The organism is Nonomuraea sp. NPDC048826 (genome assembly GCF_043198225.1).
Taxonomy (GTDB): domain Bacteria; phylum Actinomycetota; class Actinomycetes; order Streptosporangiales; family Streptosporangiaceae; genus Nonomuraea.
The window spans coordinates 236,917-261,550 of the sequence record NZ_JBICUQ010000005.1 but is presented as its reverse complement, the minus strand read 5'-3'; the positions used below and the strand labels follow the sequence as shown (position 1 = coordinate 261,550).

Below are 24,634 nucleotides of genomic sequence, written 5' to 3'. Positions count from 1 at the left end.
GCACCGGGTGCCGTGCCCCTCTTGCATGCCCGGACAGAACATGATTCGGTCTGCTTGCGAAGAAGCATCGGTTCCGGCAGGAGGCTCACGACATGCGCCAGCACGACAAGCTGTTCATCGGGGGCGAGTGGGTGACCCCGGCGGGCACCGGCACGATCGACGTGATCAGCCCGCACACCGAGGAGGTCGTCGGCCGGGTGCCCGACGGCACCACCGAGGACGTGGACCGGGCGGTGGCGGCCGCCCGCGAGGCGTTCGACCACGGTCCGTGGCCGCGCATGACCTTCGCCGAGCGGGCGGCGGTCCTCGCCAGGCTGGCCGAGATCTACGCCGAGCGGCAGAGCGAGATGGCCGAGCTCATCACCGAGGAGATGGGCTCGCCGATCACGTTCTCCAACCTCGCCCAGGTGCCCCAGCCGCTGGGCATGCTGCAGTACTACGCCCAGTACGGCGCCACGTTCGAGCAGGAGGACCAGCGGCCCGGCATCTTCGGCCCGGTGACCGTGCGCCGCGAGCCGGTGGGCGTGGTGGCGGCCGTGGTGCCGTGGAACGTCCCGCAGTTCGTCACGATGACCAAGGTCGCGCCCGCGCTGCTGGCCGGCTGCGCGGTCGTGCTCAAGCCGGCCCCCGAGACGCCGCTCGACGCGTACGTGCTGGCCGAGATGGTGCGCGAGGCCGGGGTCCCGGCGGGCGTGCTCAACATCGTGCCCGCGGGCCGCGAGGTGAGCGAGCACCTGGTGTCGCACCCCGGCGTCGACAAGGTGGCGTTCACCGGTTCGACCGCGGCGGGCCGGCGCATCGCCTCCATCTGCGGCGAGCAGCTCAAGCGGGTCAGCCTGGAGCTCGGCGGCAAGTCGGCGGCGATCGTGCTGGACGACGCCGACCTGGGCTCCTCGATGGGCATGCTGGCCATCGCCTCGCTGATGAACAACGGCCAGGCGTGCGTGGCGCAGACCCGCATCCTGGCCTCGCGCAACCGCTACGACGAGGTCGTCGACGCGGTCGCGAACATGGTCGGCTCCCATCCCGTGGGCGACCCCGCCGACCCGGCGACCGGCATCGGGCCGATGGTGGCCAAGCGGCAGCAGGAGCGGGTCGAGGGCTATATCAAGATCGGCATGGAGGAGGGCGCGAAGGTCGTGCTCGGCGGCCTCGACCGCCCGTACGACCGAGGCTGGTACGTGGCCCCCACGGTGTTCGCGAACGTCACCAACGACATGCGCATCGCCCGCGAGGAGATCTTCGGCCCGGTCCTGGCGGTGATCCCGTACGAGGACGAGGCCGACGCCGTGCGGATCGCCAACGACAGCGACTACGGCCTGGCCGGCACGGTCTGGACGGCCGACGCCGACCACGGCATGGAGGTGGCGCGGCAGGTGCGGACCGGCACGTACGGCGTCAACTGCTACATGATCGAGACCGGCGCGCCGTTCGGCGGCTACAAGGCCAGCGGACTCGGCCGCGAGCTCGGGCCCGAGGGCCTGGGCTCCTACCTGGAGTACAAGACGATCGCCCGGCTGGGCTGAGCGCGCGAAGGGGCCCCGGTCGGTGACCGGGGCCCCTCGTCCTCGCGCGGTCGGCGACCCAGCGCGCCCCCGCGACGCTGGGCGACCGTACGGCTACCAGAAGTATGAACCATGCCCCATATCTTGGGTGGTTTAGTTCGCCCCGAGACTTCTCCCTACGGTTTGCTGCCGTCCGCCCTAGGTAGACGTGTTTTACTCAGGAAAAGTTCGAGGAGATCCACTTTCCGATCCTGCGGATCAGCTCGGGGGTCGCCGCGGACTCCGCGTGGCCGTACCCCGGCTCGATCCAGAGCTCCTTGGGCTCCCGGGCGCTGTCGTAGAGCTGCCGGGCGTGGTCGAGCGGGAAGAACGCGTCCGCGTCGCCGTGCACGATCAGCAGCGGCGTCGGTGAGATCAGCGCGGCGGCCTCGTGCGGCGGCATCGGGATCGGGTCCCAGCGGCCGACGGCGATCCTGGTCCGCTTCGCCACCCTGGCCGCCCAGCGGCCGAGCGGCTGCTCGATCGCCCAGTGGACCTGGCGCATCGGCTTGGTGCCCCGGTAGTACCAGCGGGCCGGGCCGCTGACCGCGACCACCGCGTCCGCGCCCTCGCACAGCGCCGCGTGCCGCACCGCCACGGCGGCCCCCATGGAGAAGCCGACCACCGCGATCCGGCGGTAGCCGATCACCCGCGCGTGGCGGACGACCGCCGCGATGTCCAGGATCTCCTGGTCGCCCACCGTGCTCTCGCCGCCCGACCGGCCGTGGCCGCGGAAGTCGAAGGCGATCACTCCCCCGAACCCGCTGAGCACGTGCACGATCCGCCGCGCCGTCCGCTCCCGCCACGAGCCGGTGAACCCGTGCGCCACCACGATGCCCACGTCAGCCGCCCCGGTGTCTCCTGGAGGGGTGTGCGCGGCGTCGATGCGCACGCCGTCGTCGGTCCTGAGCATGACGGGGAAGCTGGGCGCGAATGGCATACTCCGAGCTTAAATTCCTCCTCCGACCGGACCTCGCCCACCTCCCCCGCCGCGGGCGGCCGGGACGCGGCCGGGCGCCGCGCACGACACCGGAGGGGATCAACTAAACTTGTAAGGTCGCGAGTTCGCGCGGCCGGCCCCATCGATACAGAGCGAGAACTCATCATGCCTTTGAACAGCCGCGACGACCTGAGGAACATCGCGATCATCGCGCACGTCGACCATGGCAAGACCACACTTGTCGACGCCATGCTGTGGCAGTCGGGGGCGTTCCGCGCCAATCAGGACGTCGACGACCGGGTCATGGACTCCAACGACCTTGAGCGCGAGAAGGGCATCACCATTCTCGCCAAGAACACCGCGGTGCGCCACGGCGGCATGACCATCAACATCATCGACACGCCCGGCCACGCCGACTTCGGCGGCGAGGTCGAGCGCGGCCTTTCCATGGTCGACGGCGTGGTGCTGCTGGTCGACGCCTCCGAGGGCCCGCTGCCGCAGACCCGTTTCGTGCTGCGCAAGGCGCTGTCGGCCAAGATGCCCGTCATCCTGTGCATCAACAAGGTCGACCGGCCCGACTCGCGCATCGCGGAGGTCGTCGACGAGGTCTACGAGCTGTTCATGGACCTCGACGCGACCGACGACCAGATCGACTTCCCGATCGTGTACGCCTCGGCCAAGGCCGGCCGCGCCTCGCTGGAGCGCCCCGCCGACGGCGCCATGCCCGAGTCGCCCGACCTGGAGCCGCTGTTCGACATCATCAAGTCGACCATCCCGGCGCCCACCTACGACCCGAACGCGCCGCTCCAGGCGCACGTCACCAACCTCGACGCCTCCTCCTACCTCGGCCGCATCGCGCTGTGCCGGATCCACCAGGGCCGGCTGACCAAGGGCCAGCAGGTCGCCTGGTGCCGCACCGACGGCACCATCCAGCGGGTGAAGATCACCGAGCTGCTGATGACCGAGGCGCTGGAGCGCAAGCCCGCCGAGGAGGCCGGCCCCGGCGACATCATCGCGATCTCCGGCATCCCCGAGATCATGATCGGCGAGACGCTGGCCGACCCCGAGGACCCGCGCCCGCTGCCGCTCATCACCGTCGACGAGCCCGCCATCTCGATGACCATCGGCACCAACACCTCGCCCCTGGTCGGCAAGACCAAGGGCGCCAAGGTCACCGCCCGCATGGTCAAGGACCGCCTCGACCGCGAGCTGGTCGGCAACGTGTCGCTGCGCGTGCTGCCCACCGAGCGCCCCGACGCGTGGGAGGTGCAGGGCCGCGGCGAGCTGGCGCTGGCCATCCTGGTCGAGCAGATGCGCCGCGAGGGCTACGAGCTGACCGTCGGCAAGCCGCAGGTGGTCACCAAGGAGATCGACGGCAAGGTGCACGAGCCGGTGGAGCGGCTCACGGTCGACTGCCCCGAGGAGTACCTCGGCGCCGTCACCCAGCTCCTGGCCGTGCGCAAGGGCCGCATGGAGCACATGACCAACCACGGCACCGGCTGGATCCGGATGGAGTTCGTGGTGCCGGCGCGCGGGCTGATCGGCTTCCGCACCGAGTTCCTCACCGAGACCCGCGGCACCGGTCTGGTGCACCACGTGTTCGACTCGTACGAGCCCTGGTTCGGCGAGCTGCGCACCCGGGCCAGCGGCTCGCTGGTGGCCGACCGGAGCGGGCCCGTCACCGCGTTCGCGATGCTCAACCTGCAGGAGCGCGGCGCGCTGTTCATCTCGCCCGGCACCGAGGTCTACGAGGGCATGGTCATCGGCGAGAACTCCCGCTCCGATGACATGGACGTCAACATCACCAAGGAGAAGAAGCTCACCAACATGCGCTCCTCCACGGCCGACGAGACGGAGAAGGTCATCCCGCCGCGGGTGCTCTCGCTGGAGCAGGCGCTGGAGTTCATCCGTGAGGACGAGTGCGTGGAGATCACTCCCGACGCGGTGCGCATCCGCAAGGTGATTCTCGACGCCGCCACGCGGGGCCGCGCCGCGGCCCGCGCCAAGCGCGCCTGACCGTTCTGACTCCGGGTCACTCCGCCGTGTGGAGAAGCATTCTCCGGTACGGCGGAGTGACCTTGCGCATTTACCGGCCGGAAAATCGGGAGATTCCGGCGACAGGGCGCGGGTCGCCTGGTCGGAGGTGATGGGATGCGGAATTGTTGATTTCCGCATCATCTCTGCGGAGGTGTGCCGGGCCCGCCGATGGGGAATTCATGAGATTGGCGTGACTTTGCGCCCCGGAAATGACGGAAGCTGTCAAGGCCGGGGCAATGTAATCACACCGTTATCCCATCGGAGAGAACAATCCGCCGGACGAGTGAATCATCCAGACTGTGGAGAGGCTCCGGGCCGTCGTCGGGTTCGGGCTCGCCGTCCTGTCGATGGGCGCCATCGCCTGGTGCACCGTGGCGGCCGAGCCCGTGCCGCCGCCTGCCTTCCCGGCCTCGCCGGTCGAGGCCTACTCGTGGGACCTGCCCACCACCCGCACCGAGCCGGCCGTCGAGCGTGACCGGGAGGCGTTCACCGAGGTGACCGTCGCCCGGGCGGGCCCCGCCGACCTGGCCGGCGTGCCCGAGGGGCGGCTCGACGAGCGCCGCCGGCAGGTGAAGGTCACCGTCGTGCACCAGCTGCGCCTCGACGCCGCCGACAGCCTGGCCGGCACGCTCCGGCAGGGGGCCGAGTTCCCGCGCGGCATGCAGCGGTTCACCGACGACGGGTTCGGCGCCGTCAAGGTCAACGGCACCGTCCTGGCCCCGGCCGGCCGGCTCCCGCCGCTGCTCACCACCGCCGACGGCCGCACGACCGTGCGCTTCACCGTGACGCTGCTGCGCCAGGTGCGGCCGGAAGACCTGCTGCGCGTCGACTTCAACGCCCCCACGGCCAGGCCGCTGCTGGTCGTCAACCGCAAGATCACCCTGCTGCCGGGCGAGTGGACCGTGCTCCGGGCGGCCTCGATCGAGCCCGAGCGCGAGGAGCGGGAGCGGCTGGAGTTCACCGTCGGCCCCTACCCGGTGAGCGTCACGCTCGCGCAGGATCTCCACGGCTTCCCCGACGTGCAGGAGGAGGACGACTTCTCCTGGGCGACCGCGCTCGGCGTGCTCACCGCGATCGTGCTGACGGTGCTGCTGCTGCGCGCGCTCGGCGGCCAGTGGTGGCAGCGCCGGCCCAATCGTGAGCTGGCCGCGGGCCTGGCCCTGGTCGTGCCGGTGGTGCTGCTGCCGGCCGTGGCCGAGGAGTTCACGCTGCCCGCGTACCTGATGCTGTTCGTCGGGCTGCCGCTGCTCGCGCTGCGCCACGCCGTGCAGGTGCTGCCGAGCGGTCCGCAGTGGACCCCGCGCGACGCGCTCGGCGCGACCGGGGTGGGCGTGCTGCTGGCGATCGGCATGCTGTCGTGGTCCTACCGCTACGGCCAGCTCCCCGGCGACACGCTGATCACCGGGAGCTCCGTCGCGGCGGCCGCGGCGGCCGGGTCGGCGGTGGTGCTCAGCGCCGACCTCGGGGTGCGGATGGTGGTCGTGCGGCTGGCCGCCTTCGCCGCCGGATCCGCGATCGCGCTGCTGGCCCTGGCGCTCTGGGCCAAGGCGCTGGCCACCCAGGTCTTCCCGCCCGACAGCGTCCGGCTGCTGCTGGCGTTCTGCTGGGCGCTGATCCCGGTGGCCGCCGTCGCCGTCGCCATTAAGCAGTGGACCCGTGGCGCGGTCGTGGTCGCCGTCGTGGTGAGCCTGATGGTGCAGGGCTGGCCGATCGAGTGGCTCGACGCGGGTTCGTGGAGCCGGGCGCTGCCCGATCAGGCCGTGCCCCGCATCGGCGAGCTGGAGCTGACCCCGCTGGTGCGCGGGGTGATGGGGCTGCTGCTGCTCGGGTTCTTGCTGTTGGTGCTCCGGCTCAGGCGGCTCGGCTCCGGACTCGACGCGATGCAGCACTCGGCCGCCGAGGCCACGATGATCATCTGCCTGATGGTGGCCTACCTGACCCCGCAGGGCAGCGCCACCCTGGGCGACATCAACGTGCCGCTGCCGATGCTCTCCATCACCGCGCTCATCGCCTGGGCGACCGCGCGCTGGCTGCTGGCCCACCCGCACCCGTCGGTCGTCGAGCCGACCGACCAGGAGGAGCACCGCGAGCTGATCAGGGCCGCCCTGCACCGGCGGCTGCTGCTCGCCTCCGAGCAGGAGCTCTACCGCGCCGGCCGGGGCCGCATCGGCTCCGGCGAGCTGTCGGTGGAGGACTTCGACCGGCAGCGCGACACGCTCGACGCGGCGCTGCGCGGGCACGGCAGCCATCCCGAGACCGCCTTCGCCACCGCCGCCGGCTGCTCCCCCTGGCACAACGGCGTCTACGGCTTCATCGTCAGCCTGCTGCTGAGCCTGCCGTTCCTCGTCGTGTTCGGGGTGCCGTACGGGGTCGACCTGACCAGCTTCGTGTTCGAGGCCCGCTCGGTGATCGCGCTGCCGGCGTTCGGCTTCCTGTTCGGCTACTTCTACCCGCGCATCCGCGGCACCCAGCCGATGACGAAGGCGCTCAACCTGATGGCCGCCGCGCTCGCCACCGAGCTGTCGGGCTACCTGTCGGCCCTCGCCGAGCCCGACCTGGGCGCCATGGACAAGGTGCAGGTGGTGGCCATCATCGTGGGCAAGGTGGCGCTGGTCTCGATCGGCCTCGGCCTCTACTGGGAGTGGCGGATCATGCACCTGGCCGGCGAGCCGTGGGCGAGGGTGCGCAACGTCCGCAGCCTGCGCAGCCTGGCGACGCCGCTGCTGGCCATCGTCATCGCGGCGGTCACCACGGCCGCCACCTCGGCCGCCGGCCAGACCGTCGACCGCATCCTGAGAGGCGACGAGACGTCGCAGCAGCCGTGATCAGCGCCGGCCCGGCAGCTCGCTCCCCCGTACGTGCGCGCAGAGCCACTCGACCAGCGGGCCGAAGTCGCGCCAGCAGGCGCGCACCCGGTCCGCGGCCTCGGCGGTGTGCACCCACGGCTCCGGCTCGAAATGGCGTCCGGCGTACAACGACTTGTGGCGCAGCAGGTCGAGGCGGGGATGGTCGTCCGGCACGCCGCGCGGCCTGGTCTTGAGCCGTTCGCCGGCGCGTTCGTAACCCGCGGACTCCAGGGCGGCCACGATGCCTTCGAGCGGCTTGCCCGTCACGTCCTCGTCGACCGCCGCGCGGAAGCGGGCCACCTGGTCGGCGGCCTGCGAGTAGACGCCGCCCGCGGCGTAGAGGCCGTCGGCGCCGATCTCGGCGTAGAACCCGATGCCGGGCATCAGGCCGACGAAGGCGCCCTGATGGGTCTTGTACGGCGACTTGTCCTTGGCGTAGCGGACGTCCCGGTACGGACGGAAGAGCTTGGCCTGGCCGAACTCCGCCGCCAGCTCGTCGGCCAGGGCCTGCATCGGCGCCCGGACCGCTTCCTCGTACAGGTGCTTGTGCCGGGTGAAATAGGTCTTGGAGTTGTCCGCCTCAAGGCCCTCGTAGAACATGAAGGCCTCGTCAGGGATGCCGGTGAAACCCATGGCCTCCAGCCTGCCATGTCCCTGACCCGGTCACCGTTCCGGATCGGCCTCGCGGTAGCGGCGGCCCGGCCGCGGCGGTGTCCGGTAGAGCTCGCTCACGGTCACCAGCCGGAAGCCCTTGCGGGTGAGCGTCTCCAGGATGCGCGGCACCGCGTCGACGGTGGAGCGGTGGATGTCGTGCATCAGCACCACCGAGCCGGCCTTGGCCTGCGCCGCGCGCCTGGCCACGACGGAGCTCACCCGGTCGCGCCAGTCGTAGGTGTCGACGCTCCACAGGATCTGCGCCAGCCCGCGCTGCCGGGACTCGGCGGCGACCCTGCGGTCGGTGGACCCGTACGGCGGCCGCATCAGGTGCATCCGCACCCCGGTCAGCGAGCGCACCAGGTCACCGGTGCGCTGCAGCTCCTGCGCGATCAGCCGGGGCGGCAACGTGGTGAGCTCGGTGTGGGTCCAGGAATGGTTGCCGAGCTCGTGCCCGTCGGCGACGATGCGGCGCAGCCGGGCGTGCCCGCCCGGGGCCGCCACCATCCGGCCGACGACGAAGAACGTGGCCCGGGCACCGTACTCGCGCAGCGTGTCGAGCAGCCGGGCGGTGTCGTCGCCCGGGCCGTCGTCGAAGGTGAGCGCCACGCACCGGCCGCAGTCGGGGTCGGGCCAGTCGGGCTGCATCGCGGTCAGCCGCCTGGCCAGCGTCTCCGGATCGACGGCGGGCCGCTGGGGGGCGGCGACCGGCACCCGGGCCGGCGGCGGGGCCGCGCATCCCGCCAGCACCGCGCCCGTCACCGCCGCGCCCGTCAGCACCGCGCATCCTGTGAGCACCGCCAGGGCCGCCGTCGTCGGCGGCGCCACCCTCCACGCGCGCATGATCCCCCCGGCGGCATGCGTGCGAGGGCATCACGGATAGTCGCCGGCAGGCCGCCCCCGCAAGTCCCTGACCAGCTCTTCCCACCATGATGGGATATTCGCCTGCAACTCCTTGTAGCGACGCGCCACTCTTAGGGCACATCCGGCCGGATCGGTCCCGAGATGGCGACGTTTCACCGGGCCTTCACGCCAGCGGTAGAAACCGTCCCGGTAACGTACGACCAGCCCGATCCATACGGACAAGGTCGCGCCGTCCCCCAGCTCGTACGCGGTGGTCACGCCCATGCCGTGCAGCTCCGCATGGAGCTTCTCCGTCGCCGCACGGGACTCACTCACGCGCCACCCCCTGCCGACGATCCGCCGCACACGAAGAGGTGTACCCACCCACAGGCCACAGCCGTCAAGGACATGGAGTAATCATGAAACTCCGCCCGGTGATCAGGAGGGCATTCGGCGTTATTGGTCGGCCACCTCGCGCGGCTCCGCCACGACCATGATGAGCCGCAGGTCCTCGGTGCCTTCGTTGGCGTAGCGGTGGGCTCTGTCGGCGGTGAAGAGCACGGCGTCGCCGGCGTGGATCAAGTGGCTCTTGCCGTAAACGGTGAGGGTCAGCTCACCTTCGAGTACGGTCAGCATCTCCCTGGTGCCGGCCGGGTGCGGGTCGCCGTCGTGGTGCCCGCCGGGGGCCATCCGCCAGTCCCACAGCTCGATGATCGTCGGCGAGTCGGCGCCGACCAGGAGCCTGGCCTGCACGTCGCCCTGGTCGAAGGTGACCACGTCGGCCTGGTCGACGATCCTGACCACCGGCACGTCGCCGACCTCGACCAGCCGGGCCACGGTCACGCCCAGGGCGGAGGCGATCCGGGTGAGCGTGGACACGCTCGGGTTGGTCCTGCCCTGCTCGACCTGGACGAGCATGCCCCGGCTGACGCCCGAGCGGGCGGCCAGCGCGTCCAGCGTGAGCCCGCGATGGGCCCGCTGGGCCCGCACGTTGCTGGCGATGGCCTGGGTGATCAGCTCGGGATCTTCCACGCGGTGCAGTGTAGTGGAAAGCAGTTGCACTCCATTGCACCCTTCATGTTGTACTAGGAGTGCAATGGAGTGAACTACGGGAGAGGTGACACGTGACCGCGGTGATCCTGGCGACCGCCTGCGCGGTGGTGTACGGCACGGCCGACTTCTTCGGCGGCCTGGCCACCCGACGATCGCGGGTGCTCGCCGTGGTCGCGCTCTCGCAGCTGGCCGGGCTCGCGTTCATCCTCGCCCTGCTGCCCGTGCTGCCCGGCGCCTTCCAGGCCGGGTCGATGCTGTGGGGGCTCGGCGCCGGGCTGTCGGGCGCCGTCGGCCTGGTGCTGTTCTACCGGTCGCTGGCCACCGGCGTGATGTCCGTGGTCGCGCCGACGACCGCGGTCACCTCCGCCGCGCTGCCGGTCGGGTTCGGGCTCCTGCAGGGCGAGCGGCCCGAGCCCATGGCGCTGCTCGGGGTGGCGCTGGGGCTGGGCGCGGTGCTGCTCATCAGCCAGGACCGGTCCGGGGGCGGCGGCGGGTCGAAGGCCGCGGTGTTCACCGCGCTGGCCGCCGGAGCGGGTTTCGGCGGCTTCTTCGTCCTACTCTCCATGGCCTCGCCGGACACCGGGCTCTGGCCGCTGGCCGGCGCCCGGATCTCGTCCATCGGCCTGGTGCTCCTGCTCGCGCTGGCCACCCGGCGCACGCTGCGGCCGGTGTCCGGCTCGCTGCGGGTGATCGCCGCCGCCGGGGTCCTCGACATGGCCGCCAACGTGCTCTACCTGCTGGCCCAGCGCCAGGGCATGCTGAGCCTGGTCGCCGTGCTGGTCTCGCTCTATCCGGCGAGCACGCTCCTGCTGGCCAGGAAGGTGCTCGGGGAGCGGCTGCACGCGATCCAGCTCACCGGCGTGGTATGCGCGCTGGGTGCGGTCGCGCTCATAGCCGTTGCTTAGTATGCGAGCAATTGTTACGTTTCGCCCGTGCGCCCTGGCCGGGCACCTCGAAGCGGCGGGCCGTTCGAGCACGTGGGAGTGCCGTACGGCTCCGATGAGGGTTTCCTGGACCTGGCCGTGCCCCGCGTCCGGCACGCGCTCACCGAGGGCAGGCGGGTCCTGGTGGTCACCTGCCGGACCAAGGGAGCCCTGCTCGCCGAGGCGCTCGGCGACGACAGCCGGCGGGTCGACCTGCGCGACCGGACGGCCTGGTACGGCCATCCGCAGCGCACGCTGGCCACCGTGCACGAATACGCGCGTGGCAGGCGCACGCTGCTGATCGGCGAGCCGCCGTGGACGGGCCGCGACGAGATCGGCGTGCGCGAGTGGATCCGCTACGAGTCCGTGATCAACACCGCGCTGGCCGGCCTCACCGCCGGCGTGCTCTGCTTCTACGACGTACGCGCGACCCCCGGGCACGTGCTGCGCCACGTGGCCATGACCCATCCGCTGATGTTCGGCCCCGGCGGCGTCGAGCCGAGCCAGGAGTACGTCCACCCCGACGACCTGATACTCAACGGCGACACGGCGCCGCTGCCCGAGCCCTCGGGCGAGGTGATCGGCATCCCGTTCGACGCCCGGCTGCTCAAGGAGCTCAGGGGCGCGGTGGCCCGGCAGGCGGGCGCCTGGGGGATGGAGGACGAGCTCGTCACCTCGCTGGTGCTGAGCGTGTCGGAGATCGCCGCCAACAGCATCGAGCACGGGGCGGGCCACGGGCTGGTGCGGATGTGGCGCACCGGCGGCGGTCTGGTGTGCGAGATCACCGACTCGGGCGGCCCGCTGGAGGAGCCGCTCCCCGGCTACATACCACCGGAGCCCGAATCCCAGCGGGGATACGGGCTCTGGATCAGCAGGCAGCTCTGCGACCTCGTGGAGCTGCGTTCGGAAGGCGAGCTGGTCCGCGTGCGCCTGCACATGAGGCTGCGGAGCTAGCGGTCAGGCGGCGCTCGGCGCGGCCTCCCGCAGGGCGCCCTCCTCGCGGGCGTACTCCTCCAGCATCCCCCGCAGCTGCCTGCGCCCCCGGTGCAGACGGGACATGACGGTGCCGATGGGCGTGCCCATCCGCTCGGCGATCTCCTTGTAGGCGAACCCCTCGACGTCCGCCAGGTAGACCGCCACCCGGAAGTCCTCGGGCAGCGAGCGCAGCGCGTTCATCACCACGCTGTCGGGCAGCTGGTCGAGCGCCTCGGTCTCGGCCGAGCGCAGCCCGGTCGAGGTGTGGGACTCGGCGGCGTGCAGCTGCCAGTCCTCGACGTCCTCGGCGGCCGACAGCTTGGGCGAGCGCTGCTTCTTGCGGTAGTCGTTGATGAAGTTGTTGGTCAGGATCCGATGCAGCCAGGCCTTGAGATTGGTGCCCTCGCGGAACTGGTGGTAGGAGGTGTAGGCCTTGGCCACGGTCTCCTGCACGAGGTCCTCAGCGTCAGCGGTGTTGCGGGTCAGACGCATGGCCGAGGCGAACAGCTGCGACGTCACAGGCACGACATCGCGCTCGAACCAGTCTTGACGCTGCTCTTCGGTCATAGTGATCAAGTCATTCCCCCTTGCGCTATCCCCCGTTCGGCACCAGCCGGCTGACAGCGGTTCCATCGTCGCAGGCCCCGCGTAAGGGCGGCGTTAGGGGTTCCGCGCTGGTCAGAGAGGTGAACAGTCCCGGAGCTCGCGGCGTGCGGCATCACGTCCACGGCAGGACAAGTTTCGTAATCATAACACTATCTCCTCAATCTTGCGGAAAGAGTGGCATGAATCACATGAGATAGCGTATGGACCATGGATTTCGTGGACCGGCATGCTCCGGCGACACGCCGATGGGTGGCTGAGGCCGTCCACAAGGTGGAGGCCGACGCCAACCGGAGTTGTGATACGCACCTGCACGTTTTTCCGCTGCCCTCGGAGTGGGAGGTAAACCTCTACCTGAAAGACGAGTCAGTGCACCCCACCGGTTCACTCAAGCACCGGCTCGCTCGTTCTCTTTTCCTGTACGGCCTGGCCAACGGCTGGATCGGCCCCACGACCACGATCGTGGAGGCGTCCAGCGGATCCACCGCGGTGAGCGAGGCGTACTTCGCCCGGCTGCTCGGGCTGCCGTTCATCGCGGTCATGCCGGCCGCCACGTCACCGGAGAAGATCCACCTGATCGAGTTCTACGGCGGCAAGTGCCATCTGGTCGCCGACCCGGGCGCGATCTACGAGGAGTCCCGGCGGCTCGCGGCCGAGACGGGCGGCCACTTCATGGACCAGTTCACCTACGCCGAGCGGGCGACCGACTGGCGGGGCAACAACAACATCGCCGAGTCGATCTTCGACCAGATGCTCCTGGAGCCGCACCCCGAGCCCACCTGGATCGTCGTCGGCGCCGGCACCGGCGGCACCAGCGCGACCATCGGCCGCTACATCCGTTACCGCCGCTACGCCACCCGGCTGGCCGTCGCCGATGTGGAGGGCTCGGCCTTCTACCCCGGCTGGGTGTCCGGCGACCCCGAGGTCACCGCGCCGGGCTCGCGCATCGAGGGCATCGGCCGTCCCCGGGTCGAGCCGTCGTTCCTGCCGACGGTGATCGACCGGATGATCTCGGTGCCCGACGCCCGCTCGATCGCCGCCATGCACTGGGTGCGCGAGGTCACCGGCCGCGACGTGGGCGGCTCGACCGGCACCAACGTCGCCGCGTGCGTGGAGCTGATCAAGGAGATGCGCGAGTCCGGGGCGCGCGGCAGCGTGGTCACCCTGATCTGCGACAGCGGCGACCGCTACCGCGGCACCTACGGCAACCCCGCCTGGCTGGCCGGCCAGGGCCTCGACATCGAGCCCCACCTCGCCGACCTGCGCGCCTTCCTGCCGTCCTAGCGCGTCCTAGCGCTACGTCAGGTCGGCCAGGGCCTCGCGGATCTGGTCGTCGCCGGGGGCCAGGGCGGCCGCCCGCAGCAGGTCCGCCCGCGCCGCCGCCACCTCACCGAGCGAGCGCAGCGCGTACGCCCGGTTGAAGCGCACCTCGGCCCCGTCCTGGAGCTCGATCGCCCGGGTCAGGTCGGCCACCGCCGCGTGCGCGTCGCCCTCCTCGAACGCCAGCGCCCCCCGCCCGGCCCAGGCCGCCGCCAGATCAGGGGCCCGCTCCAGCGCCGAGTCGAACGCCTTACGCGCCTCGACCAGGTCGCCCCGCGCCGCCTCGATCTGGCCCCGGACGCTGAGCAGGAACGGGTTGCCGGGATCGCGCCCGACGTCCGCCTCGGCCCGGTCGAGCTCGTCCAGGGCCACCAGCAGCCCGGCCCGGTTCACGTACGCGTCGGAGAAGTCGGGGTCCAGCTCGATCGCGTGGTCGAGGTCGGCCAGCGCGCCCGCCGCGTCGCCGCGCGCGTACCGGACCTCGGAGCGGTTGTAGTACGGCTCGGGGAAGGGCGGCCCGGCCCGCATGGCGCTCTCGTAGTCGGCCTCCGCCTCGTCCGGACGGCCCAGCCGATACAGCAGGTTGCCCCGGTCCACGTAGTAGTCGGGGTAGCCCGGGTCGGCGGCGACGGCGGCGTCCAGGTCGGCCAGCGCCGCCTCCAGGTCGCCGCGCATGGCCAGCAGTTGCGCCCGGTTGGCCCGCAGCACCAGCCGGTGGATCGGCTGGTGCGGCGCGAGGTCGCGCTCGGCCAGGTCGACGGCCTCCTGGACGAGCCGCATGGCCTCCTCGGCGCGGCCCAGGCGAACCTGCACGAGCGCCTTGCCGTTCAGGTCGAAGCTCAGGTGGAACGCCCGCTCGCGCCGGTCGGGCAGCAGGGAGGTCAGCGCGACCGCCTGGTTGATCCAGGCCAGCGCCTCGTGCGGGTCCCGCCTGCCGGGGTCGTGGTGCCTGACCAGCAGCATCGCGGTCGCGTACGCGGCGGTCGCGAGGTTCTTGGGATCGGTGCTCGCCCGTCGGCCCCGGTCGAGCAGCTCGCGCGCCTCGTCCTCGCGGTCGAGCGCGGCCAGCGCGGTGGCGGTCCGGTGCGCGAGCGTCCACCACTCCTCGCCGCCTTCCGGCAGCGTGGGCAGCAGCGCCTCCCCCGCCTCGGCCATCGCGTGGTGGAAGCCCTCGTTGCGGTAACGGTCCAGCTCGGGCCCGAGCGTGTACGAGGGAGCCGGACGCGGCGGCCCCGACGGCTCGCGGACGATCTCCAGCTCCGGCACCCGCCGTTCGAGCACGTCCAGCAGTTGCAGGTCGGTGGGGTCGGCGTGGGCCGTGTTGGTCACCCGCAGCGCCAGCGGCCCGGCCGCCGCCAGATGACCGCGGACGAACTCCGCCAGCCCGTTCGCCAGCCGCAGCGTGCGCAGCGGCGCCGGCACCAGGATGCGCTCGTGCTGCGGCAGCCGGTCGGCCAGCGGCACCCGCCGAGCCGGCACCCGGTCACCGAGCCCGGGCGCCACGGCCCTGATCTCGATGTCGTACGCGGCGACCAGCTCGTCGCCCGCCTCGGGCACGAGCACGTCCAGGAATGCGGCCCCGAACGTGTAAGGCCCCCGGAGACCGCGATGAGCGTCAAAAGTGATCCGTCTCAGAAGCGTCGCTCCCCTTGGCGCGAAGAATTGACCGGAATCATGAAGCGACTAACAGGATTCCGGAGAAAAGGGGTGGGGCGGCGCCCCCATCCGCTAGCGCCGCACCCTCTGCCATGAGGAGGTCAGGCGGCGTGCTTAGGCGTCGCCGCCCCGGCCAATTTGACGGTCCCGGGCTTGTGGACCACGACCTTCTTCATGTTCGCCCTTTCAGATCAATGACAGACAGACCGTCCAATATCAGCACGGCATCCATCAAACGACAAGGGCTCGCATGAAAAGGATTATTTCCGGATTAGTGACTATTTAGTCGCCCAGGATGGCATCCACGAACACTTCTGGATCGAACGGCGCCAGATCGTCCGGCCCCTCGCCGAGCCCCACCAGCTTGACCGGAACGCCCAGCTCCCGCTGCACGGAGATCACGATGCCGCCCTTGGCGGTGCCGTCGAGCTTGGTCAGCGCGATGCCGGTGATGTTGACCACCTCGGCGAACACCTGGGCCTGGCGCATGCCGTTCTGGCCCGTGGTGGCGTCGAGGACGAGCAGCACCTCGTCGACGGTGGCCTTCTTCTCGATGACCCGCTTGACCTTGCCCAGCTCGTCCATCAGCCCGGTCTTGGTGTGCAGGCGGCCGGCCGTGTCGACGATCACCACGTCGACCTTCTCCGCCATGCCCCTGGCGGTCGCGTCGAACGCCACCGAGGCGGGGTCGCCGCCCTCGGGGCCGCGCACCACGTCGGCGCCCACCCGGTCGCCCCAGGTCTGCAACTGGTCGGCGGCGGCGGCGCGGAAGGTGTCGGCGGCGCCCAGCACGACCTTCTTGCCGTCGCCGATCAGCGAACGGGCCAGCTTGCCGGTGGTGGTGGTCTTGCCGGTGCCGTTGACGCCGACGACCAGCACCACCGCCGGCCGCTCGCCGTGCTTGGCGACGTGGAGGGTGCGGTCGAGGTCGGGGTTGACCTGGATGAGCAGCTGCTCGCGGAGCAGCGCGCGGACCTCCTCGGGAGAGCGGCTGCCGAGCACCTTGACCTTCGTCTGCAGCTCCTCGACCATGGCCCGGGTCGGCGCGACGCCGACGTCGGCCGTGATCAGCCGCTCCTCGATCTCGTCCCACACCTCGTCGTCGAGGCGGTCACGGGACAACAGCTCCAGCAGGCCGCGGCCGAGCGCGCTCTGCGACTTGGCCAGCCGCGAGCGCAGCCGCACCATCCGGCCGGCCGACGGCGGCGGGACCTCCACCTCGGGGGCCTTGACCATGGGCTCGGCGGGCTCGACGGGCTTGGCCGGCGGCGGGATCGTCGTGGTCGCGCCTTCGTCCGCCGCGGCCGGCGGCCGCTTCTCCTCCTCCTCGGGGAGGGGAGGCGCCTGCGGGGGCGGCGGCGGAGCCGCCTTGCCTCCCGGGCGGAAGAGGAGGAACAGGCCACCTGCCGCGATGAGGGCGACAAGGACCACGATCACGATCACGCCGAGGTAACCATCCACAAGGGTCAGTTTTCCAGATGGACCGGCATGGTCAGGACCAAGGGCGCGCCGATCAGGCGAGCTCTCGCTCCCGCAACCGCTGACTGACCACCTGTGTCACCCCGTCACCGCGCATCGACACGCCGTAGAGGGCGTCGGCGATCTCCATCGTGCGCTTGTTGTGCGTGATGACGATCAGCTGGGAGCTCTGCCGCAGCTCCTCGAAGAGCGTCAGCAGGCGCTGCGTGTTGGTGTCGTCGAGCGCGGCCTCGACCTCGTCCATCACGTAGAACGGCGACGGCCGCGCCTTGAAGATCGAGATCAGGAACGCCACCGCCGTGAGCGACCGCTCGCCGCCCGACAGCAGCGACAGCCGCTTGACCTTCTTGCCCGGCGGCCTGGCCTCGACCTCGATGCCGGTGGTCAGCATGTCGTCGGGCGCGGTCAGCACCAGCCGCCCCTCGCCGCCGGGGAACACCCGGGTGAAGATCTGCTCGAACTCGCGCGCCACGTCCTCGTAGGCGGAGGCGAACATCCGCTCCACCCGCTCGTCGACCTCCTTGACCACGGTCAGCAGGTCGCGGCGGGTCTTCTTCAGGTCTTCGAGCTGGGAGTTGAGGAAGGCGTGCCGCTCCTCCAGCGCCGCGAACTCCTCCAGGGCCAGCGGGTTGACCTTGCCGAGCTGGTTCATCTGCCGCTCGGCGACGCGGGCCCGCTTCTCCTGCTCCTCGCGCACGTACGGGACGGGCGGGTCACCGGGCACCGGCGCTTCGGGACCGTACTCGACGACCAGGGCCTCCGCCTCCACCCCGAACTCGTCCATCGCCCGCCGCTCCAGCTGCTCCAGGCGCATCCGCTGCTCGGTGCGGGCCACCTCGTTGCCGTGCACGCGGTTGACCAGCTTGTCGAGCTCCTGGCCCAGCTCGCGGACGTGCAGGCGCACCTGCTTCAGCTCGGCGTCGACGGCCACCCTGGCCCGGTCGGCCTCGTCGCGCTCGCGGGCGGCCAGCTCGATCGAGGCCGACAGCGCCGTCAGAACCTTCCTGGCGCCCTCGCTCACGGTCTGGGCCACCTCGGCCTGCTTGCGTCTCCTGGCGCGCTGAGCGGCCGCCTGAGCGCGCTCCTGGCGCTCTCGCTGCGCCGCCCGCATCAGGCCGTCGGCCCGGCCCTCGATGCCCTTGACGCGTTCCTCGGCGGTGCGGACCTGCAGCCGGGTCTCCATCTCGCGCCGGCGGGCGGTCTCGGACACGGTGGCCAGCTCGTCGCGCCGTTCGGTGGTCGGCTCGCTCTCCAGCTCCTGGGCGTATTCGGCCTCGGCCAGCCGGATCTCCAGCTCGGCCAGCTCCGACAGGCCCTCGGCGCGGGCCTCCTGGGCGGCCGTGACGCTCCTGGCGAGGCGCTCGGCCTCGTCGCGGGCGGCCTCGGCGGCGGCCTCCAGCTGGGCCAGCCGCCTGGCGACCGCGGCGGTGGCCTGGTCGGCCTCCCGCTGGCGGGCCCTGACCCGGTCGAGCTCCGCCCGGGCCGCGTCGGCCTGGCTCTGAGCTGCGCCGACGGCGCTCTGCGCCTCGCTCACCCCGGCCTGCGCGGCCTCCAGCGCCGCCTGCGCCGCGTGCTCGGCCTCGATCGCCGCGTCCAGCCCGGCGGCGGTCTGCTCGGCGCGCGTCTCGGCGTCCTCCAGATCGGCGACGGCGTCGTCGAGCGCGGCCCGCACCTGCAGCACGGACGTGCCGCCCTCGGACCCGCCGGCGGCGACGTGCGCCCCCACCAGGTCGCCGCCCGTCGTGACGGCCCGCAGCCCGGGATGCTCCAGCACCACCTGGCTCGCGGTCTCCAGGTCGCCCACGACCACGACTCCGGCCAGCACCCGGTCGAGCACCGCACGCAGGTGGTCGGGAACGTTCACCAGCCGGGCCGCCCACCGCCCGCCGGCCGGCGGCTCCCCCATCGCGTCCGGACTTCCCGCGCCGGCGGCCACCAGGAGGGTGGCCTGGCCCGCCTCCTTGACGCGCAACAGCTCCAGCGCCTCGACGGCGGTGGTGACCGACTTGACGGCGATGGACTCGGCCACGGGCCCGAGCGCCGCCGCGACGGCGAGCTCCGCCCCGGGCGTGACCTGCATGACCGCCGCCAGGGGGCCGAGAACGCCCGCCAGGTCGGTCTCCAGCAGGGCCGCACCCCCGTCGCCCTTGGCCAGGCCCAGCTCCAGCGCGTCGCGCCGGGCGCGCAGCGCGGCCACCGCCTGCTGCGCCTCCTGGTCGGCGGACCTGGCCGCGCCGACGCCCGCCCGGGCGGCCTGGAGAGCGGCGCGCGGGACCTCCAGCGCCCCCTTGGCCTCCTCGACCGCGGCGCGGGCCTCCTCGACCGCCGCCCTGGCCTCCTCGACCCGCGCCTGGGCCTCGGCCAGCTCCGCGGTCAGCGCCGGATCGATCTCCGGCTGCTCCAGCCGCTGCTCCTCCAGCTCCTCGCGGGCCAGCCGCTCACGCTCCGCGGCCTCGGCCACCGACCGCTCCAGCCGCCCGATCTCCTCCTCGGCCGCGCGAGCCCGGCTCCGTACGGAGTCGACCTGGCCGCGCAGTTTGGCCAGGCCCTCGCGGCGGTCGGCGGCGGCCCTGGCGGCCATCGCCAGGCGTCGCTCCTCGGCGGCGAGCTCGGACTCGGACTCGGCGCGCCGTCGCACGGCGTCTTCCAGCAGCTCCTGGGCCTGCTCCAGCTCGGCGCGCAGGATCAGCTCGCGCTCACGGACCTCGGCCGCCTCGCGTTCGAGGTCTTCCGGGTCACGGCCGCGGCGCTCGATGGCGGCGGCGTCGAGCGCGTGGCGGTGGCGCTCGGCGGCGAGCTGCTCCAGGCCGGAGATGCGCTCGCGCAGGGAGGACAGCCGGAAGTAGGTCTCCTGGGCCGCGGCCAGGCGCGGCTGGGCCTCGGCCTCGGCCGCGTCGAGCGCGGTCTCGCGCTGCTGGGCCTCGGCGAGTGCGGCCTCCACCTGGGAGCGCCTGGAGAGCACCGCGGCCTCGTCGGCGGCCTCGCGCTCCAGCCTGACGCGGAGAATGCACACGTCGTCGGCGAGCAGCCGCAGCCGCGCGTCGCGCAGGTCGGCCTGGATCACCGCGGCCTTGCGGGCGATCTCCGCCTGGCGGCCCAGGGGCTTGAGCTGGCGGCGCAGCTCGGTCGCGAGGTCCTGCACGCGGGTCAGGTTGGCCTGCATCGCGTCGAGCTTGCGCAGCGCCTTCTCCTTGCGCTTGCGATGCTTGAGCACGCCCGCGGCCTCTTCGATGAAGGCCCGCCGGTCCTCGGGGCCGGCGTGCAGCACGGCGTCGAGCTGGCCCTGGCCGACGATCACGTGCATCTCGCGGCCGATGCCGGAGTCGGACAGCAGCTCCTGGATGTCGAGCAGGCGGCAGGTGTCGCCGTTGATCGCGTACTCGCTCTGCCCCGACCGGAACATCAGCCGGCTGATCGTCACCTCGGTGTAGTCGATGGGCAGCGCGCCGTCGGTGTTGTCGATGGTCAGCGTGACCTCGGCCCGGCCGAGCGGCGGCCTGGACGAGGTGCCGGCGAAGATGACGTCCTCCATCTTGCCGCCGCGCAGGGACTTGGCGCTGTGCTCGCCCATGACCCAGGCGAGGGCGTCGACGACGTTGGACTTGCCGGAGCCGTTGGGGCCGACCACGCAGGTGATGCCGGGCTCGAACCGGAGGGCGGTCGCCGAGGCGAAGGATTTGAAGCCGCGCAGGGTGAGGGTCTTCAGGTACAACCGCGGACCCCCTTCTCCCTGGACGGACTCCGGGAAAGACTACTGGTCCCGACTGCCCGTCGCTTGCGGGCGCAGTCGGGACCAGCCGGAACCCTGTCGAGAAGGTACGAAACTGTCTCGTATCAGAACATTGTCTCGAATGACAAATAACAAGGGACGCCTCTTCGAGACGTCCCTAGATCTTGCGCTCCGATCACTCTCAGGTGAGTGCCGGCTCGCGCTCTTGCATACGGCTGATTGCCTCGTCGCGGGTTTGCGCCGCAAGAGCGTCATTCTGGGCCTGGAGTCGGATGAGTTCTGCCTCCAGGTCGCGGATGCGCTGCTGCAAGCGGCGCATTTCCGAGACCATACGAGGGTCAGGACCGCCGACGTGGCCGAGTAGAGCCTTCGCCATGGTAAAGGGTCCTCCACGCTGAGTGACCAGACTGGTTCGCGCACTTCTTATTCCGCGGGAGGGGTGCGCGTGGTACCTAACAAGAGTCGCACCGGCAGTGTGGGCGGTCAAGTCGAAGCACTTGTCGAAGCCCACCGGCAGGCACTCCCGACATATAACTATACCCTATTTGCACGGTTCAACGAAAGCGCCTACCTCTCCACAAAACCACCCAAACTACCTCGGGGTTCGCTCCAGCGTTCCACTACTCCATCGACTCTGCCCGGCGTGTCGCAACCTCTGAGCAGGTCCAGGAGCTTGACGCAGACCTCCCGGGGTCCTTCGGCCACCAATTCCACCCGGCCGTCGTCGGTGTTCCTGGCCCAGCCCACCAGGCCGAGCTCCAGCGCCCTGGCCCTGGTCCACCACCGGAACCCGACCCCCTGCACCCGCCCGCGCACCCAGGCCGTCAGCCGCACGTCGTCCATGTCACCCGCTGTGTCTCCACCAGTGTCCTCAGCCGCGTCACCCACGGCTCCTCCCACGCCTGGCCGTCAAGCCATACCGACTCGGCAACCCTCGCACCGGACCGTGGGGCCAGCATCGGCCCGGCCACTCCCGCTCGGGACCGTCAGGCCAGCATCGGCCCGGCCACTCCCGCTCGGGACCGTCAGGCCAGCATCGACCCGGCCACTCCCGCTCGGGACCGTCAAGCCACCATCGGCCCGGCCACCGCCGCTTGCCCGGCCGCCGCGGCGCCGAACGCCCGGATCGCCGCTGTTTCCGCCTCCTTGACCCAGGCCAGCCCGAGAATCGACGGAGGCAGCCCTCTGACGGGCACGAAGCTCACGTCGGGACGCCGGTGGTGAGCGGCCGTCGGCGCGCAGAACAGCATGCCACCCCGGCCGAGCGCCACCTGCGTCAACCCCTCCTGACCGGTGGACACCGCACCCGCCCTGGGGATCACCCGCCCGCGCGGGGTCAGGGACGGCGTGATCCGCTCTAGCCAGGCCCGGGGCGCGGGGCCGTCGAGCCCGATCAGGCGGATGCCGGCCAGCTCCTCGGCGTCGATCACGGCCCGCCCCGCCCACGGATGACGGACGGACACGCCGAGCTCGTAGGAGACCCGGTTCAGGCCCGGGCCCGTGGCCAGGTCCGGCTCGTCCACCGGCAGCAGCGTGAACGCCAGATCGACCCGCCCCTCGCGCAGCTTCCCGAACGGGTCGGAGAGCGGGAGCTCCACCAGCTCGACCTCGCACCCGGGATGGCAGCTCTCGAAAGCCCGCACGCTGCCCGTGACGACATCCGTGGGAGTGGCCAGGAAACCCACCCTGAGCACGCCGGTGACCTCGCGGGCGGCCGCCTTCGCCCGGCCCACCGCGCTCGTCAGCCCGTCGTAGGCGGGCCGCAGGTCGGTCAGGAAACGCTCGCCGAGCGGCGTGAGCCGCACCCGCCTGCTGGTCCGGTGGAACAGCCTGGCGCCGATCCGGCTCTCCAGCGAACGCATGAGCTGGCTCACCCGGCCCGGCGACACGTAGAGACGCTCCGCCGTACGGGCGAAATGCAGCTCCTCGCTGAGCACGACGAAGCACTCCAGCTCCCTGAACTCCATCCCGTCCTCCGCTGATCGCTTAGCCTGATTCAACCAAGGCTTCGGGCTTCGTCATTGTTCCCAGGGCGGGGCCGCGGCGAGTCTGAGCCGCATGACGACGACCGTTGATCCCACCTCCGACACCGCCGCCCGCCGGGCGCGGTGGCTCGCCGTGACCTCCTTGGCGGCGGGCACCTTCACCCTCGTGACCAGCGAGATGCTGCCCATCGGCCTGTTGACGTCGATCGGGTCCGACATGGACGTGTCCGACGGCACCGCCGGCCTGATGATGACCGCGCCCGGCCTGGTCGCCGCCGTCGCCGCGCCCGTGCTGGCGATCACCGCCCGGCGGCTCGACCGGCGGGTCACGCTGCCGGCGCTGATGGCCCTGCTGGGGGTCGCCAACCTGGCGGGCGCGCTGGCCCAGGACTATCTGGTCATGCTGGCCGCCCGGGTGCTGACGGGAGTGAGCATCGGCGGGTTCTGGGCCTTCGCGGCGGCTCTCGGGCCTCGGCTGGTGCCGGACCGGTCCGTCGGCCGGGCCACGTCGATCATCCTGTCGGGCGTGGCCGTGGCGTCGGTGCTGGGCGTGCCGGCGGCGGCGTTCGTGTCCTCGTTCGCGGGCTGGAGAGCGGCGTTCGCGGCCCTGGGGGTGGCCGCGCTCGCCCTGGTCGCCCTGCTGGCCGCGACGCTCCCGCCGCTGCCCGGCGAACCGCCCGCCGCGTCCGGCCCGGCCGACGGCTCCAGGAAGCTCTCCCGGCCGCTCAAGGTGGTCCTCGTCCTGACGGTGCTGATCGTGTCCGGCCACTTCGCCGCCTACACGTACGTGCGGCCGTTCCTGGAGCAGGTCGCGGGCGCGGGCCCCGCCTTCGTCGGCGCGGCGCTCCTCCTGTACGGGGTCGCGGGCGTGGCGGGGAACTTCGCCGCGGGCGCGCGGGCGGCGGGCGGGCCCAGGGCCGTGCTCGTCACGCTGGCCGTGCTCATGGCCGTCTCCACCGCGGCGCTGCCGCTGATCGGGCTGCCCCTGGTCGCGCTGGTGGTGTGGGGCCTGGGCTACGGAGGCGTGGGCGTGACCCTGCAACTGTGGATCATGCGGTCGGGCGGCGGTGAGCTCGGCACCGCGCTCTTCGTCTGCGCGTTCAACGTCTCCGTCGCGCTCGGCGCGTTCGCCGGCGGCCGGGTGGCCGACGGGGTCTCCGTATCCGCGGTGATGTGGCTGGGTGCGGCGCTCGCCGCCGTCAGCGTGGCCGTCGCTGGCATCTGGGGCAGAAGTACGAGGAACGGTTCATGAAGGGCTCACGCCTGATCGGCGTGCCGCACCGTGAACAGGGCTCCTCGCGCCTGCCGTAGACCTCCAGCGAGCGTTCGAAGTAGCCGCTCTCCCCGTTGACGTTCACGTACAGGCTGTCGAAGGACGTGCCGCCCTGCAGCAGCGCGGCGCCCATGACCTGGCGTACCGCGGCCAGCAGCTCGGCGATCTTGGGGCGGGTCAGCGTGCCGGTGGGCCGCGCCCAGTGGAGACGGGCCAGCCAGAGCGCCTCGTCGGCGTAGATGTTGCCGACCCCGCTGATCAGCGACTGGTCGAGCAGCGCCCGCTTGATCTCGGTGCGCTTCCTGCGCAGGGCGGCGGCGAAGCGGTCGTCGTCGAACGCGCTCTCGAAGGGGTCGGGCGCGATGTGCGCGATCGGCTCGGGCACGCCGCCGACCAGCGGGCTGACCATGACGTGGCCGAACGTCCGCTGGTCGACGAAGCGCAGGTCGGGGCCACCGTCATGGAAGCGGATCCGTACCCGCAGATGCTTCTCCTGCGGCGCGTCATGCGCCACGACGAGCAGTTGGCCGCTCATGCCGAGATGCGCCATCAGCGCCTCGTCGGGGCCCGACAGCGGCAGCCACAGGTACTTGCCGCGCCGCTCGGCCGAGACCGGGACGCGGTCCTGGAGCCGGGCGGTCAGCTCCGACGCCCCGGGCAGATGACGCCTGATCGCCCGCGGGTGGAGCACCTCGGCAGAGGCGATCTCCCGCCCGGTCACCCACTGTTGGAGACCGCGGCGGACGACCTCGACCTCGGGCAGCTCAGGCAAC

General features: G+C 71.6%; 20 protein-coding genes. 7 read left to right on the top strand and 13 right to left on the bottom strand.

What is annotated here, in order from left to right; translation table 11 throughout:
* Window positions 1–92: 92 nt before the first annotated feature.
* Window positions 93–1,526, top strand: a complete 1,434-nt coding sequence (locus ACGFI7_RS19535; RefSeq protein ID WP_393406149.1) for an aldehyde dehydrogenase — start codon at window positions 93–95, stop codon at window positions 1,524–1,526.
* Window positions 1,527–1,722: 196 nt separating this feature from the next.
* On the opposite strand, the gene ACGFI7_RS19530 is transcribed toward ACGFI7_RS19535, so the two are convergent.
* Window positions 1,723–2,484: an alpha/beta hydrolase gene (locus tag ACGFI7_RS19530; protein WP_393406147.1), complete on the bottom strand. Its 762-nt coding sequence runs from the start codon at window positions 2,482–2,484 to the stop codon at window positions 1,723–1,725.
* 165 nt (window positions 2,485–2,649) lie between these two features.
* Here ACGFI7_RS19530 and typA point away from each other — a divergent pair, with 165 nt between their 5' ends.
* Both typA and ACGFI7_RS19520 read left to right on the top strand, forming a co-directional pair.
* Window positions 2,650–4,500, top strand: a complete 1,851-nt coding sequence (gene typA, locus ACGFI7_RS19525; RefSeq protein WP_393406145.1) for a translational GTPase TypA — start codon at window positions 2,650–2,652, stop codon at window positions 4,498–4,500.
* Between the two features lie 320 nt (window positions 4,501–4,820).
* Window positions 4,821–7,346 (top strand): hypothetical protein, encoded by a 2,526-nt coding sequence (locus ACGFI7_RS19520; RefSeq protein ID WP_393406143.1) that lies wholly within the window; start codon window positions 4,821–4,823, stop codon window positions 7,344–7,346.
* Here ACGFI7_RS19520 and ACGFI7_RS19515 read toward each other — a convergent pair whose 3' ends face one another.
* The 4 genes from ACGFI7_RS19515 to ACGFI7_RS19500 all read right to left on the bottom strand — a co-directional run bounded on the left by ACGFI7_RS19515 (window position 7,347) and on the right by ACGFI7_RS19500 (window position 9,896).
* On the bottom strand, window positions 7,347–8,000 hold the full coding sequence (locus tag ACGFI7_RS19515) for a DUF2461 domain-containing protein (protein ID WP_393406141.1): 654 nt from the start codon (window positions 7,998–8,000) through the stop codon (window positions 7,347–7,349).
* 30 nt (window positions 8,001–8,030) lie between these two features.
* Complete coding sequence (locus tag ACGFI7_RS19510; protein ID WP_393406139.1) at window positions 8,031–8,864, bottom strand: polysaccharide deacetylase family protein; 834 nt, start codon at window positions 8,862–8,864, stop codon at window positions 8,031–8,033.
* A gap of 30 nt (window positions 8,865–8,894) precedes the next feature.
* Window positions 8,895–9,200: a hypothetical protein gene (locus ACGFI7_RS19505; protein ID WP_393406137.1), complete on the bottom strand. Its 306-nt coding sequence runs from the start codon at window positions 9,198–9,200 to the stop codon at window positions 8,895–8,897.
* A gap of 120 nt (window positions 9,201–9,320) precedes the next feature.
* The gene (locus ACGFI7_RS19500; protein ID WP_393406135.1) at window positions 9,321–9,896 is read right to left on the bottom strand and encodes a helix-turn-helix domain-containing protein; all 576 of its coding nucleotides are present in this window, start codon (window positions 9,894–9,896) and stop codon (window positions 9,321–9,323) included.
* 92 nt (window positions 9,897–9,988) lie between these two features.
* Here ACGFI7_RS19500 and ACGFI7_RS19495 point away from each other — a divergent pair, with 92 nt between their 5' ends.
* Window positions 9,989–10,822 carry an EamA family transporter gene (locus tag ACGFI7_RS19495; RefSeq protein ID WP_393406133.1) on the top strand — a complete coding sequence of 278 codons (834 nt, stop codon included), beginning with the start codon at window positions 9,989–9,991 and terminating at the stop codon, window positions 10,820–10,822.
* Window positions 10,823–10,849: 27 nt separating this feature from the next.
* Window positions 10,850–11,794, top strand: a complete 945-nt coding sequence (locus ACGFI7_RS19490) for an anti-sigma factor RsbA family regulatory protein (RefSeq protein ID WP_393406131.1) — start codon at window positions 10,850–10,852, stop codon at window positions 11,792–11,794.
* 3 nt (window positions 11,795–11,797) lie between these two features.
* Here the strand turns inward: ACGFI7_RS19490 and ACGFI7_RS19485 are convergent, their stop codons facing one another.
* Window positions 11,798–12,382 carry a sigma-70 family RNA polymerase sigma factor gene (locus tag ACGFI7_RS19485; protein WP_393407133.1) on the bottom strand — a complete coding sequence of 195 codons (585 nt, stop codon included), beginning with the start codon at window positions 12,380–12,382 and terminating at the stop codon, window positions 11,798–11,800.
* A 246-nt stretch (window positions 12,383–12,628) separates the two neighbouring features.
* Between ACGFI7_RS19485 and ACGFI7_RS19480 the strand changes: the two genes are divergently transcribed.
* Window positions 12,629–13,702 carry a PLP-dependent cysteine synthase family protein gene (locus tag ACGFI7_RS19480; RefSeq protein ID WP_393406130.1) on the top strand — a complete coding sequence of 358 codons (1,074 nt, stop codon included), beginning with the start codon at window positions 12,629–12,631 and terminating at the stop codon, window positions 13,700–13,702.
* A gap of 12 nt (window positions 13,703–13,714) precedes the next feature.
* Here ACGFI7_RS19480 and ACGFI7_RS19475 read toward each other — a convergent pair whose 3' ends face one another.
* From ACGFI7_RS19475 to ACGFI7_RS19450, 6 genes are all read right to left on the bottom strand, one after another.
* Entirely contained in the window at window positions 13,715–15,301 is a 1,587-nt protein-coding gene (locus ACGFI7_RS19475) for a tetratricopeptide repeat protein (RefSeq protein WP_393406128.1), read from the bottom strand.
* 375 nt (window positions 15,302–15,676) lie between these two features.
* On the bottom strand, window positions 15,677–16,855 hold the full coding sequence (gene ftsY, locus ACGFI7_RS19470) for a signal recognition particle-docking protein FtsY (RefSeq protein ID WP_393406126.1): 1,179 nt from the start codon (window positions 16,853–16,855) through the stop codon (window positions 15,677–15,679).
* A 52-nt stretch (window positions 16,856–16,907) separates the two neighbouring features.
* The gene (smc, locus tag ACGFI7_RS19465) at window positions 16,908–20,585 is read right to left on the bottom strand and encodes a chromosome segregation protein SMC (protein WP_393406124.1); all 3,678 of its coding nucleotides are present in this window, start codon (window positions 20,583–20,585) and stop codon (window positions 16,908–16,910) included.
* A 199-nt stretch (window positions 20,586–20,784) separates the two neighbouring features.
* Window positions 20,785–20,979 (bottom strand): hypothetical protein, encoded by a 195-nt coding sequence (locus ACGFI7_RS19460; protein ID WP_049556952.1) that lies wholly within the window; start codon window positions 20,977–20,979, stop codon window positions 20,785–20,787.
* A gap of 191 nt (window positions 20,980–21,170) precedes the next feature.
* Complete coding sequence (locus tag ACGFI7_RS19455) at window positions 21,171–21,446, bottom strand: acylphosphatase (protein ID WP_393406122.1); 276 nt, start codon at window positions 21,444–21,446, stop codon at window positions 21,171–21,173.
* Window positions 21,447–21,667: 221 nt separating this feature from the next.
* Complete coding sequence (locus ACGFI7_RS19450; RefSeq protein WP_393406120.1) at window positions 21,668–22,570, bottom strand: LysR family transcriptional regulator; 903 nt, start codon at window positions 22,568–22,570, stop codon at window positions 21,668–21,670.
* 91 nt (window positions 22,571–22,661) lie between these two features.
* Between ACGFI7_RS19450 and ACGFI7_RS19445 the strand changes: the two genes are divergently transcribed.
* A complete protein-coding gene (locus ACGFI7_RS19445) occupies window positions 22,662–23,840 on the top strand; it encodes an MFS transporter (protein WP_393406118.1) in 1,179 nt (392 codons plus the stop codon).
* Here the strand turns inward: ACGFI7_RS19445 and mutM are convergent.
* Entirely contained in the window at window positions 23,788–24,633 is an 846-nt protein-coding gene (gene mutM, locus ACGFI7_RS19440) for a bifunctional DNA-formamidopyrimidine glycosylase/DNA-(apurinic or apyrimidinic site) lyase (protein WP_393406116.1), read from the bottom strand. The two genes, ACGFI7_RS19445 and mutM, sit on opposite strands and share 53 nt — an antisense overlap.
* Window position 24,634: the final 1 nt, after the last annotated feature.